The sequence below is a fragment of the Acidobacterium capsulatum ATCC 51196 genome (assembly GCF_000022565.1).
In the GTDB taxonomy this organism is placed as follows: Bacteria; Acidobacteriota; Terriglobia; order Terriglobales; family Acidobacteriaceae; genus Acidobacterium; species Acidobacterium capsulatum.
This window is the reverse complement of record NC_012483.1, coordinates 2,110,089-2,125,688: the sequence shown is the minus strand read 5'-3', so window position 1 is coordinate 2,125,688 and position 15,600 is coordinate 2,110,089. Positions and strand designations below refer to the sequence as shown.

The window sequence follows — 15,600 nt, the reverse complement described above, 5'->3', positions numbered from 1 at the left end:
ATGAAGCGGCTGGCGACGTGGGCGTGCAGCGCATTTGCAACCGTGTCAGTTATGTTTTCAGCGGGTGCATTCGCGCAAAGTGCGGCTTCCTCCGCCGCGCCCGATGCGAATGCGCAGAAGGGCCGCGCCGTGCTCGCCAGGATGGTGGAAGCGCTGGGCGGCCAAAAGTGGACCGCCGTGCGCAACGTGTATACCGACGGCAATATCGCGGGCTTCTTCCACGGCAATCCCGATGGCTCCATGCTGCGCTTCTTTGACTGGAGCGTGCCGCTCGGCCCCGAGCGCAGGGAAGAGACGAAGCAGAAGAACGTCGCCGAAATCTATCAGAACCACGCCTGCACTGAGGTGACCTATCGCGGCGCGCGTCCACAGCAGAAAAGGATTTGCGAGGAATACTGGCGGCTGCGCGATCACTCGCTCGATGCCGCGCTGCGCGCGTGGCGCAACGACCCTGAAACGCTGGTGACCTATGACGGGCAGGTGCTCTCAGAGCGGCGGCTCGCCGACCAGGTAACCCTGCTCAACGAGCAGAACGACGCCATCACGGTGCAGTCCGATACGGAGACACACCTGCCCATGCAGGTGAGCTTCACCTATCGCGACCCCGAGTTTCACGACAAAGACACCGATGTGGTCGAGTTCAACGACTACCACCTCATTGACGGCATTCAGACGCCGTTCACGCTGACCTATCTGCACAACGGCGAGATGGTGGAGCAGCGCTATCTGCTGCGCGCGGCCTATAACGTGCCGCTGCCGCCGCATGCCTTTGACGTGCCGGCCGCCGTCACAGCGATTGCGCGGTGACGGGAAGTCGCCGGCCACGTCTCTGACGAGCGCAATGTGAGCCCACAGACGTGCAGGCGCATCACGCGCAAAAAAGGCGTCCCGTCAGGGGACGCCTTTTTCTGTAACACACACAGTGTCGATTAGCGCTCAGCCACCGGAATGTACTTGGACGGGTACTCAGGTCCGATGTACTCGGCGCGCGGGCGGATGAGGCGGTTGTCGTCGAGCTGCTCGATCACGTGGGCGCTCCAGCCGGCGATGCGGCTGATGGCAAAGATCGGCGTGAAGAGGTCGATGTCGATGCCGAGCGTCGTGTAGGTCGAGGCGGAGTAGAAGTCCACATTGGCGTTGAGCTTCTTCTCCTGATTGATATAAAGCTCGATCTTGCGCGACATCTCAAACCACTTGGCATTGTTGGCCGAGCGGCCAAGATCCTCAGACATGCGGCGCAGGTGCGTCGCGCGCGGATCTTCGGTGTGATACACGCGATGGCCAAAGCCGGAGACCTTCTTCTTCTCGGCCAGCATCTTCTTGACGTGCTCCACCGGGTCTGCGCCCGCCTTCTCAATCTCAAACAGCATGCGCATCACGGCCTCGTTGGCGCCGCCGTGCAGCGGGCCCTTGAGCGCGCCAATGGCGCCGGTGATGGCCGAGTGAATGTCAGAGAGCGTGGCGGCGATGACGCGCGCGGCAAAGGTGGAGGCGTTCAGCTCGTGGTCCGCATGCAGGATGAGCGCAATGTCAAAGGCCTTGGTCGCCGTCTCGCTGGGCTTTTCGCCGTTGAGCATGTAGAGGAAGTTGCCGGCATGCGAGAGCGAGGGATCGGGCTCCACAATGGCCTTGCCCTTGCGGATGCGGTCAAAGGCGGCGACGATCATCGCGATTTGCGCGGTGAGGTCAAAAGCCTTGCGCACGTTGGAGTCGTGATCGACGGCGCGCTCGTTCGGGTCAAAGAAGCTCAGCGCGGAGACGGCGGTGCGCAGCGCTTCCATCGGCGTGCCGGTCTTGGGCAGGCTGCGCAGCAGATCGTAGATTTTCGGATCAATGCGGCGGGCGGCAGCCAGCTTCTTGCTGAAGTCGGCCAGCTCGGCCTGGGTGGGCAGCTTGCCATGCCACAGCAGGTAGGTGGTCTCTTCAAAGTTGGAGTGAGTGGCAAGCTCATGAATGTCGATGCCGCGATAGGCCAATACTCCGGCATCGCCATCGATCCAGCAAATGCCCGAATTGGCGGCAACAATTCCTTCCAGTCCTTTAGTGGCTACGGCAGTCGACATACTTCCCTTTCATCCTCCGGTAAATGTTTGGTCTGGCTGGTGATGCGTGCATCACGAATATGGGATGCGGTGAAACGGCCCATCCAGAGGAGCGGGACCACAGGCATCGCCGGTGCAAAACGCGCAACTCCATGTTATAGCCTACGCGCGAAAGGCTTGTCACACGACGGCGGAGAAGCCATGGACGCTCCGCCGCCATTTTTTTTGAGGAATTGAAAAACGGGCGCTCCTCATTCGCTTCTCGGCTCTTCCGCCAAAAACTTTAGACGGCAGCCAGGGCGAAACGTCCGCTGCGAAAGGGCTCAAGCGAGACAGCGGGCGTCCGCCCGAGAATCAGGTCGCGCAGAATGCGCGCCGTTCCGGGAGCCTGCAGAATGCCGTTGCGGAAGTGCCCCATCGCAACCCAGAGATTGTGCGCAGCCTCGGGGGAGTCGTGGCCCGCACCCAGCGGGCTCTCAAAATGGCCCTCGAAGCGGCCTTCAAAATGTCCAATGACGGGCAGGCTGTCCACGGACTGCGGGCGCAGCCCCGCCCAGGCGGCGGCGCGCCGGGCATGGGCCAGCGGCGGCCACAGCGCGGCGGCGCGGCGTTCCAGATCGGCCAGCAGCGCCTCGCTGGTGGATTGATCAAATCCGGCGTCTTCCAGCGTGGCTCCCACCACATATTGACCGTTGCCGCGCGGCACGATGTAGAGCCCAGGGACGCGGAGCACGCACTCGCTCTGCACCGGGCCCTCCAGCTCCAGCGCGACCAACTGCCCCTTGCGCGGGGAGACGGGCGGCGGCAAAGCCGGGGCCAACCCGTCCGGCAGCGGAGCCGTCCACGCTCCGGTCGCCAGCAGTACGTGGCGCGCCAGCAGCGAAGACTCGCCCTCGGGCGACGCAAAAAAGATGCGGTAGTGACCGGCTTCCCGCGCCATGCGCTGCACGGGCGTGTGTTCGCGCAGGTCGATGCCGGCCGCGCGGGCGGCGGCGGGCACGGCCTCGGTCAGGTCGCAGGGGTCGAGGCTCTGCTCATCGAGCGAGACAAAGGGCAGGCCGCCGGGCACCAGTCCGGGGGCGAGCTGCTGCAGTTCCGGCTCCGTGAGCGGGCGGGCCGCCGTGCCGGGCGGCAGCGTGTGGCCGGCGGGCATGCCTTCGAGCGTCTGGCGCGTGCGCAGCGGAATCTCGCGGCCCGTAAGGGCGTGGATGCGGGCGAGAAATTCGGGGTAGAGCGCGAGGCTGTAGCGGGACAGCTCAAGTATGGCGGGCGGATTGCCGGGATCATTGGCCGCGAGCATTCCGGCCGCGGCCCACGAGGCCTCATGCATGGCCTGCTGGCGGTCAAAGGCCACCACGCGCAGGCCGGCCCCGGCCAGCTCGAGCGCCGTGGCGAGGCCGATCAGTCCGGCGCCGATGACGGCGACATCAAAAAGTGCGGTAGAGCTGCTACCGGTGGATTCGGTGTGATTGCCTGCGGCCATGTTGTTATTTTAGGCAATCACGCAGACCGCGCCACGTGACCCGGGCACTTGCCCAAAGAGAATTTTGGCTATAGGCTCCAGCGAGAAAGGCAAGATTTGGATGACACCGAATTCTTTCTCTGACGAGGAGCCAAAGCGCTCCTCCGCGCTATTCACGCTGTTGCTGGTGGCCGCCGTGCTGGCTGCGCTGGCCGGGCTGATGTGGAGCTATTCGCTGGCCGGGCGGCTGACCCACGCCGAGGCCGAGCTGGCCAGCACGCAGCAGCAGAATCGCAAGCTGGCCAATGCACTGGCAGAGACCAATGCGCGGCTCAGCGTGACCTCAGAGACGCTCGGGCACTCCCTGGGGCTGACGCAGCAGCAACTCGAACGGCGCGCCAACGAGCTGCTGAACCGCCAGAATGCCGACACAAAGCGGCTTGAAACCGAGCAGCAGGCCAACCGGAAGCAGATCTCGTCGGTCTCGACGGATGTGGCCGGTGTAAAGACCGATGTGGGCGGCGTCAAAACTGGCCTGAGCCAGACGCAGACCGAGCTGCAGCAGACCGAAGCGCAGATGAAAAAGATGCAGGGCGACCTCGGCATCGAGAGCGGCCTGATTGCCACCAACAGCAAAGAGCTGGATGCGCTCCGGCATCAGGGCGACCGCAACTATTACGAGTTCACGCTGCGCAAAAAGAAAAAGCAGGCGGTCGGCACCATTGCGCTTGAGCTGCGCAAGGCCGACCCGAAGCACAGCCGGTATACGCTCTGGGTCTTCTCCAATGACAAGCGCATTGAGAAGAAGAATCGCTCGCTTGACGAGCCGGTGCAGTTTTACTCCGGCAGCAAGCCCATGCTCTTTGAGCTGGTGGTCAACAAAATCGGGCACAACGTGGTGAGCGGGTATCTTTCCACGCCAAAAAATGCGCCGAAGCCGGTGACGGTGAGCCACTAGCGCAGGGCTGCCGCGAAGGCGCACTCCGCGCCCGGCAGCCTTGAGCCTGCTTGCGATGCCTGAATGTTTCCCAAAGGAATAACGCTCAGAATTCGCCCGGCTCTTCCGCTTCGTCTTCTCCCAGCGCGGCCAGCGCGTCTTCGCTCGCGTTCCAGTGGCGCAGCACCTTGTAGATGGTTCCGGTCGAGAAGCCGGCGCGCACCAGCATGCGCATCACCCGCGCCGATTCCTTGTCATTCGTAGGCTGGCGAATGCCCTTGCGTTCGAGATGGCGGCGGGCCAGCGCTTCCTCGTCCACATTTTCGTAGGCGGCGTCGAGCGTCTGCGTGATGATCTCGGCGTTCACGCCTTTCACCTGCAGGTCCTGCCGCACGCGGCGCTTGCCGAGGCGCGCGTTCTCCTGCCGCAGCCGCGCGTAGTCGGCGGCATAGGCGGAGTCGTCCAGGTAGCGGTACTCCTTGAGCCGTGCGATCACGGCCTGCATCTTGGCTTCGCCCGCTTCGCCGGCCTCGACGCGGTTGCGCATCAGCCTGCGCAGCTCGGCAACGGTGCGCATGCGGCGGCCCAGCGACTGCAGGGCGTAATCATAGAGCGCATTCTCGTCGAGCGGTTCTTTGTTGCGGGAGGGGCGCGAAAAAGCCATGATGCCCGATTCTAGAGCGTTTTCACTTTTGCTGTAGATGCCCGGCATCGAGCCGGTGCGGCCTTCCTTTGGGGAAAGATCGTGCGAGCACCACGCACTCTGCTTTCACTCGAAGTGGACATGCTCTAGCGGCTCTGCCGCTCCGCCGCCCGGATGTGCCGGCCAGCCGGGGCAGGCGGCACAAAGTCGAGAAGAGCGCGCGCCGCCGCCGACGGCAGCTCAATGCGAACGCACGCGCCATGCGGCTCGCGATTCCATGCCGTGATTTCGCCGGAGTGCTCGCGCACAATCGTGTAGCAGAGGCTCAGGCCCATGCCGGTCGCCACGCCTTCGCCCACGGCCTTGGTGGTGAAGAAGGGATCGAAGACCCGAGTCGGATCAGTAAAGCCGGGGCCATTATCGCTGATGAGCATCTGCACGCCGCCGTCCGTGGGCCGCGCTTCGATTCGGATCTGGCGGGATTGTGGCGGTTCCGCGCTCCTCCACGGCAGGCCGGATTCGCGGTCGAGCGAAGAAACGGCATTCTGAATGAGTTGCATCATCACCTGCTGCAACTGCTCATAGCTGCCGAGAACCGGGGGCAGGCCGGGCTGCACCTCAAGAATGAGTTCAATGCCTTTGGCCGCGAGCTCCGCGCGGTGCAGCCGCGCCAGGTCGCGCAGCAGTTGCTCCACTTGAATCTCTTCCGTCTGCTCTGCCGAGGGCCGCCAGAAGCGCACCAGGCTCTCGATGATCTGCTTCATGCGGCGTGCTTCGGTAAGCATCATGCCTGCATATTTCTGCACGCGCGGTTCCGGCTCTTCGGTCATGATTTCGGAGTAGCCCATGAGCACGGTGAGCGGATTGTTCAACTCATGCGCCACGCCGGCGGCCAACTGGCCCAGGCTGGCGAGACGTTCGGTGCGTGCCACCTGGCGCGCCAGCAGGTGATGGTCGCGTGCCGAGGCCAGGCGGCTCAGCAGCAGCTCGATCGGCAGAATATCTTCGGTCGCCAGGGCGCGGGCAGGATTTTTGAGTCCCCACAGCAACAGCAGTCCATCCAGAGCGCCTTCGCGGGTTCTCATTCGCAGCAGATGCGGGCGCGTCATTTCATTGCTTGAAGCGGTGCCGGGCAGTAGCGGAGCCAGGTCGGCCTGCGTCGTGCGGCCGAGGTCAAAGCGCACGCCAGAGGACGCCCCGAGCTGGCGCAGGCCATCCTCATCAAGGTTGCCGGAGAGGGTGTGCAGCATGCTGAGGGTTGCGGCCTCCAGCCCGGCATAGGCCGCTACCGCAAAGCTGCCATCGGGGGCGCGCAGCAGCAACGCGGCCCGCGCAAAACGGCTGTACTGGGCAATGGCGCGGCAGACCGGCTCAAACGACGCGGCGATCTCCTGTGCGGCCGAAGGCAAAAAGTCGAGCCGCGCATACTCTTCCAGCTCCATATGGGCGCGGCGCTCATTCTGCTTGGCCTCATCATGCGCCGCCAACTCATCCTCGAGCACCAGCACGATCATGCCGATGGCGGCCACCACTTTCGCCATATTGAAGACGCGCAGCAGCCAGATGGCCGCAAAGGAGTGCGTGCCTGAGAAAGGATGCGGCCCGGTGAACGCGGGCAGGCACCACAGCACAAGCCCCGCCACGGTGAAGAGGACGCCGGGGCTCCGGCGGTTGTAATCGGTAATCACCAGCAGCGCGGTGATGAATGTGTTGCCGGCCAGCGCGGCGTTGAGCACCACCTGATCGTCGCCGTGAAACCCGGCATAGATGCAGAGTCCGCCGACGACCAGGGCAAAGGTCGTGGTGAACCAGGGCGGCAGAAGATTTTCGCGCAGGCTCCAGGCCACAGCCACGCCAACGGCGGCCAGATCGCTGAGCAGCATGACGGCTCGCATCAGCATGTCTGGATGAGGCGTGAACAGCGCCAGAAATGAGTAGAAGATGAGCGGGAGGGCAAACAAGGTGACGTAATGCACGTCATGATGCTTGAGCTTGAGGGGGGAAAGCGAGCCCAGAAACATCAGCGCCGCGACCTGTATGCAGGACTCGGCAAGGGCCGGAAAAAGCCCATAGGCATGGGGCGAGGCCTGCAGGAACACGAGCTGCAGCGCGGCGGCCGTCCAGCCCAGCAACCAGAGAAACGACCGGATCGTGCGCACCCGCAGATAAAGCATGCCAAAGACCGCCGCGAGCACGCAGAGCAGGGCCAGCACCGGGATGCGGTAGGTATCCATCATCGAAGGTATGGCGCTAGTGTATCCGCGCTCGCGCCTGGGCGAAATGGAGAACACGCCGTCCCGGCTTGCCACTGAATTTCCCGGGGCGCACGGGATTCCCCCACTTGCCGCCGGGTTCCCGGCTGCGTCTATTCTGTGAGGGCGAGGTGCGCATGCGCGGAAGATGGAGCCTTGGGATATTGCTGCTGCTGCCGGGGCTGACGGCAGTGGCCGGGGCGCAATCCTCCAGCAGCTTCATGCCGCTTGATTCCGGCTTTGGCCCGCTCCACACCGCATCGCCCTCCCAGCCGGTGCCGCTGCTCATCGAGGAGTTTGCCGCCCGCGAATCGCAGTTTGAGCATGCGCTCGAAAACTACACCTACCAGCGCACCGTGAAGGTGGAAACCCTCAACAGCGACGGCAAGCCCGATGGCGAGTACTACGAGGTGGATTCCATCGGCATCGACTCCCATGGGCGCCATTATGAGACCGTGCTCCACGCGCCGCCCAGCACGCTCACGCGCGTCTCCATGTCAGAGTCTGACTTCAGTGACATTGAGCATCGCCTGCCCTTTGTGCTCACCACCCAGGCGCTGCCGCGGTATGACGTGAGCTATGTAGGCCGGCAGCGGGTCGATCAGGTGCAGACCTATGTCTTTGAGGTGAAGCCAAAGAAGATCGAGAAGCACCAGCGCTACTTTCAGGGCCGCATCTGGGTCGATGCCAAAGACCATCAGATTGTCGTGGTCGACGGCAAGAGCGTGCCTGACGACCTGCGCCGGGGCCATCAGGATCTCTCGCTGCCCTACATCACCTTCCGCCAGCAGGTGGACGGCCAATACTGGTTCCCGGTCTGGACGCACGGAGCCGGCACGCTGCATTTCTCGGCCGGCGACGGCTACCTGGCGCAGAGCGTGCCCATGGCCGAGACGGTTACCTATTCGGACTACAAGCGCTTCGGCTCCAGCGTGAAGCTGCTCTTCCACGGCCAGCAACTCCCGAACACAGGCCAGCCGCCGAAGCCTGCCAATCCACCCCCGTCCCCACAGCCGCGGCCCTGACGCCCCGCTCGCCCCGTTCAACTGCCAATTCGCCACAGTGACCGGGCCAATCGCCCCAACCAGCCCCCGGCGTTTTGCCCTGCATGGGGCGCTCAGGTAGCATCGAGGATGGACTGGGATGACCGGAATCGCTTCCGGCTATGCCATGTCCCAGCCTGCTCTTCGCGCCCGCGGCCGGGGAGTGCCCCATGGAGGACGCAGTTTTGCCCGCAAACGAAAGATTTCTGTTTACCTCGGAATCGGTGACCGAGGGTCATCCCGACAAAATCGCCGACCAGATCTCCGACGCGATTCTCGACGCCTGCCTTGAGCAGGACCCCTACAGCCGTGTGGCCTGCGAGACGCTGACCGCGACCGGTCTGGTGGTCATCGCCGGTGAAATCACCACCAAGGCCTACGTGGACTTTCAGGCGCTGGTGCGCGGCGTGGTGGCCTCCATTGGCTATGACAACGCTCTTTACGGCTTTGACTCCAACACCTGCGCCGTCATCTCCACCATCAACAAGCAGTCCGGCGACATCGCCATGGGTGTGGATACGGGCGGAGCCGGCGACCAGGGAATGATGTTCGGCTATGCCTCCAACGAGTCGGAAGAGCTGATGCCCACGCCCATCTCGCTGGCCCACAAGCTGACCCGCAAGCTCACTGAGGTGCGCAAAAACGGCCGCCTCGCCTATCTGCGCCCCGACGGCAAGAGCCAGGTCACCGTGGAGTACGACGCCGACCACAAGCCCCGCCGCATTGACGCCGTGGTCATCTCGACGCAGCATGCCGAGTCGGTCTCGACCGAGGACCTGCGCGCTGACATTCTCAAGCACGTCATTCAGGCCACCCTGCCCGCCGAGCTGCTCGACGAGAACACCAAGTACCACATCAACCCGACCGGCCGCTTCGTCATCGGCGGACCCATGGGCGACACCGGCCTCACCGGCCGCAAGATCATCGTGGATACCTACGGTGGCATGGGCCGTCACGGCGGCGGCGCCTTCTCGGGCAAGGACCCGACAAAGGTGGACCGCTCGGCCGCGTACATGGCCCGCTACATTGCCAAGAACATCGTGGCCGCCGGCCTGGCCGAGCGCTGCGAAGTGCAGCTCGCCTACGCCATCGGCGTGGCCGAGCCGGTCAGCGTGCTCGTCGATACCTTCGGCACCGGCACCGTCAGTGACGATGAACTCGTGAAGCTCGTCCGCGCCAACTTCCAGTTGACGCCCAAGGGCATCATCGAGAGCCTCAAGCTGCGCCGCCCCATCTACCAGAAGACCGCCGCATACGGCCACTTTGGCCGCGTAGAGAGCGACTTCGGCTGGGAGCAGACCGACAAGGCCGCCACCCTGCGCGAGCAGGCCGGCGCCAAGGAAGCAGTCGCTGCCAAGTAACTGCTTTCGTCAGAGACAAAACAAAAACGGCAGGCCATCGGCCTGCCGTTTGATGTTGGTGACATACCTATGCCGCAATCGTTTTGTAACAGGGCATGACTTCAGTCATGCCGATCAAGCCCAATAAAATTGGCGGGCTTTTAGCCCCTGCGCGATGCTTGTTCTACCCCAATCAATTCTGTCAACAGTCTGAGACGGCAGGCCGCGCGCCTGCCGTTTTTTCTGCTTCTGCCCATTGCTTGCAAACAATGGCCGCGGCGCAGATTTATAGGAAAATTAGGAAGTTTATGTTTTCCCCATAACTTTGCTAACTTTGCTATATTTGCGGTCCCCTTGCTTGCGACGCGCCCGGGTTATTCGCCGCTCTCTCCACCGCAAATGCTGTCGAGCTTCGCATGCGGCTCGCTGAGCGCCTTCGGGTAGGGCACCTTGATGCCGCGCATCGCCAGCACTTCGTTGGTGAAATTCGCTCCCCCCGGAATGCCCACCACCGGATCGGTGCGGTAGGCGCGGTTGCGCTCCACTTTGGGTACGGTCGAGAAGCGGAAGCCCTCGCTCCGCAACAGCGTAATCAGGCGCGGCAGCATCAGCGTCGTGAACTCGGTGCCGTGCAGCAGCAGCACGTTCGGAATCTCATGCCCGAAGGCGATCTGCTCGCGCTGGCGCTCCACTGGGATGTAGGCGGCGGCGCTGGCGAGGTAGCTCTTCTCCAGCCAGTCGATGCCGGCCGTGTCGCCCTTCTCTTTGCAGCGCAGATAGGCGTCGCCCCAGTCGTCGTCGTTGAAATTCAGCGTCACCTCGGCCACGCGGTAGCCATGCGCGCGGAGCCAGCGGCGCACGTCCTCATGCTTTTCGGCCGTGTTGCCCTCTTCGAGATACGGGTACCGGAACCAGTGCCAGTCCGTCTTCTTGCCGTTCGCGTCCGCGTACTGCTGCACATAGGGCTCGTTCTTCGCGATGTTGGCCTCGTAGGCGCTGGCCGTCACGTCATCGAGCGCGGGATGCGACCAGGTATGGCTGCCGAGCCGCATGCCGGCCCGCATCCAGATTTCGAGCGCATGCTGGCAATCCGGGTCGCCCGGCAGATCCACGGCATTCACATAGCCATAGACGCCCTTCATGTGCGCGGCCCGCAGCTCGTGACTGAGCGCCGTGAGAATGCTGACGCGCGACTCGCCCGGCCGCAGCCCGCCCGCCGCCGGCAGATCGTCAAAGCTCAGCGCCACAACAGGATGCTTCCTGAGCGGCTTGAACGTAGGCATCGCCAGCGGCCCGGCCACATGTGCCGCCGCGGCGGCATGAGGCGTGGTGGCAGCAGAGGGCGCGGTCGCCTGCGCGGAGGTGGCAGGCAAGCCCGCCGCAAGAGCGCTCGAAAGCCCGAGACCAAAGACAGCGGCAAGACTCAACAGGGGAGTCCGAAACATAGGCTGCATAGGGGGATTGTCTCATTGAGGGAAGAGACTCCAGCGCGCAAAGTGAATGGATTCCTAACGCCACTCTATACGGAAATTAGAGAGTTTATGCTTTTTAGATAACTTTGCTAAACTTTATATATATGGATCCTGTTCGTAACCCGTATGCCCCTGGCGCTGGCAGCCCGCCGCCTGCTCTGGCGGGTCGCACCACCATCCTGCAGGACGCGAACGTGCGCCTGCAGCGGCTTCGCCTTGGTCGCTCGGCGAAGAGTCTGATGCTGGTCGGTCTCCGGGGTGTTGGTAAGACTGTGCTACTCGATCAGATTCGCCACGACGCAGAGTCTATGGGCATGCAGACTGTTCGCATTGAGGCTCCAGAGCATCGCTCTCTCCCCGCTTTGCTTGCTCCAGCCTTGCGCCTGGCCCTGCTCAATTTGAGCAAGAAGGAAGCGGCGAAAGACTACGCCATCCGGGCGCTTCGGGCGCTGGCCGGTTTTGCGGGAAAGTTGAAGGTGACCTATAGCGATATCGAAGTGGGACTCGATTACGATCCGGAACCAGGACTGGCCGACAACGGCGATCTGGAAGGAGACCTTTCGACATTGTTGAAGCAGGCTGGTATGGCTGCCAAAGCTGCTGGGACTGCTCTCATTATCTTCATTGACGAACTGCAATACGTCGAAGAACCCCAATTGGCCGCGCTGATTTCAGCGCTTCACCGCTGCGCGCAGGAGAAGCTGCCTGTGACTGTGATCGGTGCCGGCTTACCGCAGTTGCGTGGACGCATGGGGGAGGCAAAATCCTACGCCGAGCGGTTATTCGACTTCCCGGAAATCGGACCTTTAAGTTCCACTGATGCTACGGATGCCATCGTGAAACCTGTGCGACAGGAAGGGGTGGAAATTGAGGATCTCGCGGTGAAAAGCATCGTCGAGAAAACTCATGGCTATCCCTACTTCTTGCAGGAGTGGGGAAAGCATACGTGGGACCTTGCCGCCAAGAGTCCCATTCGCCAGAGCGATGTTATCGAAGCCTCCGATGAAGCGATCGCGGCTCTGGATGAGAGCTTTTTCCGCGTTCGTTTTGACCGGTTGACTCCAACCGAGAAGAAATACCTGCGGGCAATGGCGGAACTTGGGCCGGGACCCCATCGGTCGGGAGACATTGCAGACGAATTAGGGCGGACCGTGCAGTCGCTGGGGCCAACACGCGCCAGCCTGATAGGCAAGGGGATGGTCTGGAGTCCGACGCATGGAGATACAGCATTCACAGTGCCTCTCTTCGATGAATTCATGAAACGCATCATGCCCGGGGATGAGTGGAGATCTTTGGGCGCCTGAGTTGAAACATGCCGCCATCCCCCCTTGCTAAACTCCCCTGTATGGACTACCTCTGGACCCCTTGGCGGTACGCGTACGTCACCTCGGCGGATAAAGCCCTGCGGCCCGGGATCGCTCCGGAACTGGACGCCTACTATCCCGCCGGGCAGGAATCGCGCTGCGTCTTCTGCAATCTGCTCGGTTCGGTCGATGCCGCCATCGCCGCCGGCATGCCCCCGGACGACGCCGAGCAGGCCGCCCTGTTGGTCGCCCGCGGCCGGCACAATTACCTCTGCCTCAATCGCTTTCCTTACACCGCCGGTCACGTGATGGTGGTGCCCTACGTGCATCAGGCATCGCTCGCCGCCCTCGCCCCTGAGGCCGCCGAGGAGATGATGACGATGGCCCAGAAGGTCGAGCAGGTGCTCGCCGGGGTCTACCACCCCGAGGGCTTCAACTTTGGCCTCAACCTCGGCAAGGCCGCCGGGGCCGGCGTCGATACCCACCTCCACTTCCACGCCATGCCGCGTTGGACCGGCGACACCAACTTCATGACCGTCGTCGCCGAGACCCGCATCCTGCCCGAAGACCTCAAAGTGACCTGGCAGCGGCTGCGCACCGCCTGGGCGGAGTGAGCGAGTCAGCCAGTCAGCAAGCTAGCAGGTCAGCGGGTCAGCAAGTCAGCGAGCCAGCCAGTCCGCAAATCCGCCGGTTAGCGTCCGGACGGCTCCGCGCCGGGAAAATACCCCTTTCCGGCTACCATGGAAAGAGAAGTAAAATCATGCAGCGCTGCCGTGCGGAAATGTGAATTCAGATTCACATTCACCGCGCCGCCCGGCCCGCCACAAGTGTATTATTTTCAGTGTTTAGCCCGGCAGGCATTGCACTTGCACTGCTCGCCTCCTAGTACGGCGAGAAAAAACAGCCGAAAGTGAATCCGAATTCACATTTTCCGCGAATCGCACATAAGCCATTTATTTTCAGGGAAATACAGCGCAATAAAATGCGAATTCCGCGCACCTTTTCCGAATAATGTGAATCCGGATTCACATTATAACGCGTCTGCTCTATAAGCCATTGATTTATAAAGCATTAAAGCGTCTTCGCGCTATTCGCCGTCTTCGCTCGATTCTTCGTCGGCTGCCGCGGCAAGCGAGAGCTGGCCGCCTTCCATCTCTGCTGCGCCGTGCTCGCCGCGGGCCATTTCCACCAGCTCGCCGGGCAGCTTTTTGGTCGCTTTCACGCCGAGCTGGCGCAGCAATTCGGCCTGGCGAATGGCGTTGCCGCGCCCCTGCGCGAGCTTTTTATAGGCCTCATCATAGGAGGCGCGGGCCGCATCCAGATTCTTGCCCACGTCCGTCAGGTCTTTGGCAAAGGCCGAGAGCTTGTCATAGAGTTCGCCGCCGCGACGGACGATCTCCTGTACATTGCGCGTCTGGTCCTCCTGCCGCCAGAGCTGGGCGACGGTGCGCACCACAAACAGCAAGGTGCTCGGGCCCACCAGCAGCACATTCTGCTCCCAGGCCTTCTGCCACAGGCTGCTGTCATGCGCCAGCGCGAGCATATAGGCTGGCTCAATGGGCACGAACATCACCACAAAGTCGATCGAGCGCAGCCCATAGAGCGTGTGATAGTTGCGGCGCGAAAGCTCCTTGATGTGCGCGTGAATGGCGGCCAGGTGACGCGCAAGGGAGGCCTCATGGGCGGCGTCCTCTTCGGCCGCGCAGTAGTCGCTGTAGTCGCGCAGAGACACCTTTGAGTCCACGATGAGGTGCTTGCCCTCGGGCAGCGAGACAATCACGTCCGGCTGCGCGCGCGTGCCGTCCTCGCGGGTGAAGCTCTCCTGCACGCGGTATTGCCGGTCCTTCTGCAGCCCGGCCGACTCCAGAATCTGCTCCAGAATGAACTCGCCCCAGTCGCCCTGCGTCTTCGACGAGCCTTTGAGCGCCTCCACCAGGCTGTTGGCCTCTTTTGAGAGTTGCTGGTTGAGATCGCTCAGCCCCTTGATCTGCTGGCCCAGCTCGGCGCTGCTCTTGATGCCCTGGTCGCGCAGTTCGGTGACCTTCTGCTGAAATTCGGTGAATTTCTCGCGAATCGGCGTGAGCAATTGCCCGAGATTGGCCTGGTTCTGCTCGGTAAAGACCTTTGATTTCTCCTCAAGAATGCTCTGGGCCAGCGTCTTGAACTGGTTTGTCAGCTCCTCGCGCGCGCCCATCAGCATCTGCAGCTTCTCCTGCGCGTTGTCGCGCTCATTGCGAAGCTGGGTGCCGAGCCGTGCCATCTCCGCCTGCGCGGCCGAGAGTTCCTGCCGCAGGCGCGCTTTGTCTTCTTCTGAGGCGTCGAGCGCGGCGCGCAGGTCGGGCAGGCGTGCGGCTTCGGTTTCGGCGCGGGCGGCCTTGTCGCGGGCCTCGGCCACCTGGGCGCGCAGCTCCTCGGTCAGGAGGGCCAGTTCGGCGGCCTGCTGGCGCGCGGGGTCAAGCTGTGCCTGCGCGGCCTGCAGGGCGGCCTCGGACTGGGCTTTTTCCGCCCGCCGCTCGCTGGCGGCCAGGCGCGAGCCAAACCAGGCTCCCACGGCGATTCCCGCCCCCAGGGCGGCTACTACGAAGACGATGGCAACAAGAGGCATAGCAGGACTATACAGCCGGGCGGCGGCCGGAGCGGCACCCGCTTTTTCGCCGGGTTTCCACAGCTCTGCGGTACGATGTGGCTTGGCAGGGGCCCGGCAAAGTGTGAGACTTCCCGCGGCCCGGGCGCATCCATCTTTACATGGGTAAGAGCGCCCGGTAGACTTGAAATTTCGAGCCGGGGGAAAGTTGTGTCCGCAAAACCTAACTCCTCCCGAGGCAATCTTAAGTTGTAGGAAACAGAGGAGAGCACATGGCAGCAGGTGTTGAGGAGAAGGTTAAGCAGATTATCGTGGAGCAGCTTCAGGTCGATGAGGCCGAGGTGACCCCCAGCGCGTCGTTCCAGGAAGATCTGGGCGCGGATTCGCTCGACGTCGTCGAGCTGGTGATGCAGTTCGAAGAGGCCTTTGACCTTGAGATTCCCGACGAAGACGCCGAGAAGATCAAGACCGTCAAGGACGCGATCGAGTACATCGAAAAGAACGGGAAAGGCGGCAAGTAG

General features: G+C 62.7%; 13 protein-coding genes. 7 read left to right on the top strand and 6 right to left on the bottom strand.

What is annotated here, in order from left to right; genetic code table 11:
• Nucleotides 1–807: a hypothetical protein gene (locus ACP_RS08585; protein WP_148215098.1), complete on the top strand. Its 807-nt coding sequence runs from the start codon at nt 1–3 to the stop codon at nt 805–807.
• Nucleotides 808–929: 122 nt separating this feature from the next.
• Here ACP_RS08585 and ACP_RS08580 read toward each other — a convergent pair whose 3' ends face one another.
• Both ACP_RS08580 and ACP_RS08575 read right to left on the bottom strand, forming a co-directional pair.
• Complete coding sequence (locus ACP_RS08580; RefSeq protein ID WP_015896909.1) at nt 930–2,063, bottom strand: citrate synthase; 1,134 nt, start codon at nt 2,061–2,063, stop codon at nt 930–932.
• A 262-nt stretch (nt 2,064–2,325) separates the two neighbouring features.
• Nucleotides 2,326–3,525 carry an NAD(P)/FAD-dependent oxidoreductase gene (locus ACP_RS08575; protein WP_015896908.1) on the bottom strand — a complete coding sequence of 400 codons (1,200 nt, stop codon included), beginning with the start codon at nt 3,523–3,525 and terminating at the stop codon, nt 2,326–2,328.
• Nucleotides 3,526–3,625: 100 nt separating this feature from the next.
• On the opposite strand from ACP_RS08575, the gene ACP_RS08570 reads away from it, so the two are divergent.
• On the top strand, nt 3,626–4,462 hold the full coding sequence (locus ACP_RS08570; protein ID WP_015896907.1) for a hypothetical protein: 837 nt from the start codon (nt 3,626–3,628) through the stop codon (nt 4,460–4,462).
• A gap of 85 nt (nt 4,463–4,547) precedes the next feature.
• Here the strand turns inward: ACP_RS08570 and ACP_RS08565 are convergent, their stop codons facing one another.
• Complete coding sequence (locus tag ACP_RS08565) at nt 4,548–5,105, bottom strand: regulatory protein RecX (protein ID WP_041840116.1); 558 nt, start codon at nt 5,103–5,105, stop codon at nt 4,548–4,550.
• Between the two features lie 125 nt (nt 5,106–5,230).
• Nucleotides 5,231–7,393, bottom strand: a complete 2,163-nt coding sequence (locus ACP_RS08560; protein ID WP_148215097.1) for a sensor histidine kinase — start codon at nt 7,391–7,393, stop codon at nt 5,231–5,233.
• A gap of 80 nt (nt 7,394–7,473) precedes the next feature.
• On the opposite strand from ACP_RS08560, the gene ACP_RS08555 reads away from it, so the two are divergent.
• On the top strand, nt 7,474–8,361 hold the full coding sequence (locus tag ACP_RS08555; RefSeq protein ID WP_015896904.1) for a LolA-like protein: 888 nt from the start codon (nt 7,474–7,476) through the stop codon (nt 8,359–8,361).
• Nucleotides 8,362–8,549: 188 nt separating this feature from the next.
• Nucleotides 8,550–9,740 (top strand): methionine adenosyltransferase, encoded by a 1,191-nt coding sequence (metK, locus tag ACP_RS08550; protein WP_015896903.1) that lies wholly within the window; start codon nt 8,550–8,552, stop codon nt 9,738–9,740.
• Nucleotides 9,741–10,093: 353 nt separating this feature from the next.
• On the opposite strand, the gene ACP_RS08545 is transcribed toward metK, so the two are convergent.
• Nucleotides 10,094–11,164, bottom strand: a complete 1,071-nt coding sequence (locus ACP_RS08545; protein WP_052294755.1) for a polysaccharide deacetylase family protein — start codon at nt 11,162–11,164, stop codon at nt 10,094–10,096.
• Nucleotides 11,165–11,295: 131 nt separating this feature from the next.
• Between ACP_RS08545 and ACP_RS08540 the strand changes: the two genes are divergently transcribed.
• Together ACP_RS08540 and ACP_RS08535 are read left to right on the top strand one after the other, a co-directional pair.
• On the top strand, nt 11,296–12,495 hold the full coding sequence (locus ACP_RS08540; RefSeq protein WP_015896901.1) for an ATP-binding protein: 1,200 nt from the start codon (nt 11,296–11,298) through the stop codon (nt 12,493–12,495).
• A gap of 41 nt (nt 12,496–12,536) precedes the next feature.
• Nucleotides 12,537–13,109: an HIT family protein gene (locus ACP_RS08535; protein WP_015896900.1), complete on the top strand. Its 573-nt coding sequence runs from the start codon at nt 12,537–12,539 to the stop codon at nt 13,107–13,109.
• 473 nt (nt 13,110–13,582) lie between these two features.
• On the opposite strand, the gene ACP_RS08530 is transcribed toward ACP_RS08535, so the two are convergent.
• Nucleotides 13,583–15,100, bottom strand: coding sequence for a DNA recombination protein RmuC (locus ACP_RS08530; protein WP_015896898.1), 1,518 nt, complete (start codon nt 15,098–15,100; stop codon nt 13,583–13,585).
• 251 nt (nt 15,101–15,351) lie between these two features.
• On the opposite strand from ACP_RS08530, the gene ACP_RS08525 reads away from it, so the two are divergent.
• Complete coding sequence (locus ACP_RS08525; protein ID WP_015896897.1) at nt 15,352–15,600, top strand: acyl carrier protein; 249 nt, start codon at nt 15,352–15,354, stop codon at nt 15,598–15,600.

What these genes read in the sequence shown, in the direction of transcription:
- ACP_RS08585 (WP_148215098.1), top strand. Translation starts at nt 1, where the DNA reads ATGAAGCGGCTGGCGACGTGGGCGTGCAGCGCATTTGCAACCGTGTCA.
- ACP_RS08580 (WP_015896909.1), bottom strand. Translation starts at nt 2,063, where the DNA reads ATGTCGACTGCCGTAGCCACTAAAGGACTGGAAGGAATTGTTGCCGCC.
- ACP_RS08575 (WP_015896908.1), bottom strand. Translation starts at nt 3,525, where the DNA reads ATGGCCGCAGGCAATCACACCGAATCCACCGGTAGCAGCTCTACCGCA.
- ACP_RS08570 (WP_015896907.1), top strand. Translation starts at nt 3,626, where the DNA reads ATGACACCGAATTCTTTCTCTGACGAGGAGCCAAAGCGCTCCTCCGCG.
- ACP_RS08565 (WP_041840116.1), bottom strand. Translation starts at nt 5,105, where the DNA reads ATGGCTTTTTCGCGCCCCTCCCGCAACAAAGAACCGCTCGACGAGAAT.
- ACP_RS08555 (WP_015896904.1), top strand. Translation starts at nt 7,474, where the DNA reads ATGCGCGGAAGATGGAGCCTTGGGATATTGCTGCTGCTGCCGGGGCTG.
- metK (WP_015896903.1), top strand. Translation starts at nt 8,550, where the DNA reads ATGGAGGACGCAGTTTTGCCCGCAAACGAAAGATTTCTGTTTACCTCG.
- ACP_RS08545 (WP_052294755.1), bottom strand. Translation starts at nt 11,164, where the DNA reads ATGTTTCGGACTCCCCTGTTGAGTCTTGCCGCTGTCTTTGGTCTCGGG.
- ACP_RS08540 (WP_015896901.1), top strand. Translation starts at nt 11,296, where the DNA reads ATGGATCCTGTTCGTAACCCGTATGCCCCTGGCGCTGGCAGCCCGCCG.
- ACP_RS08535 (WP_015896900.1), top strand. Translation starts at nt 12,537, where the DNA reads ATGGACTACCTCTGGACCCCTTGGCGGTACGCGTACGTCACCTCGGCG.
- ACP_RS08530 (WP_015896898.1), bottom strand. Translation starts at nt 15,100, where the DNA reads ATGCCTCTTGTTGCCATCGTCTTCGTAGTAGCCGCCCTGGGGGCGGGA.
- ACP_RS08525 (WP_015896897.1), top strand. Translation starts at nt 15,352, where the DNA reads ATGGCAGCAGGTGTTGAGGAGAAGGTTAAGCAGATTATCGTGGAGCAG.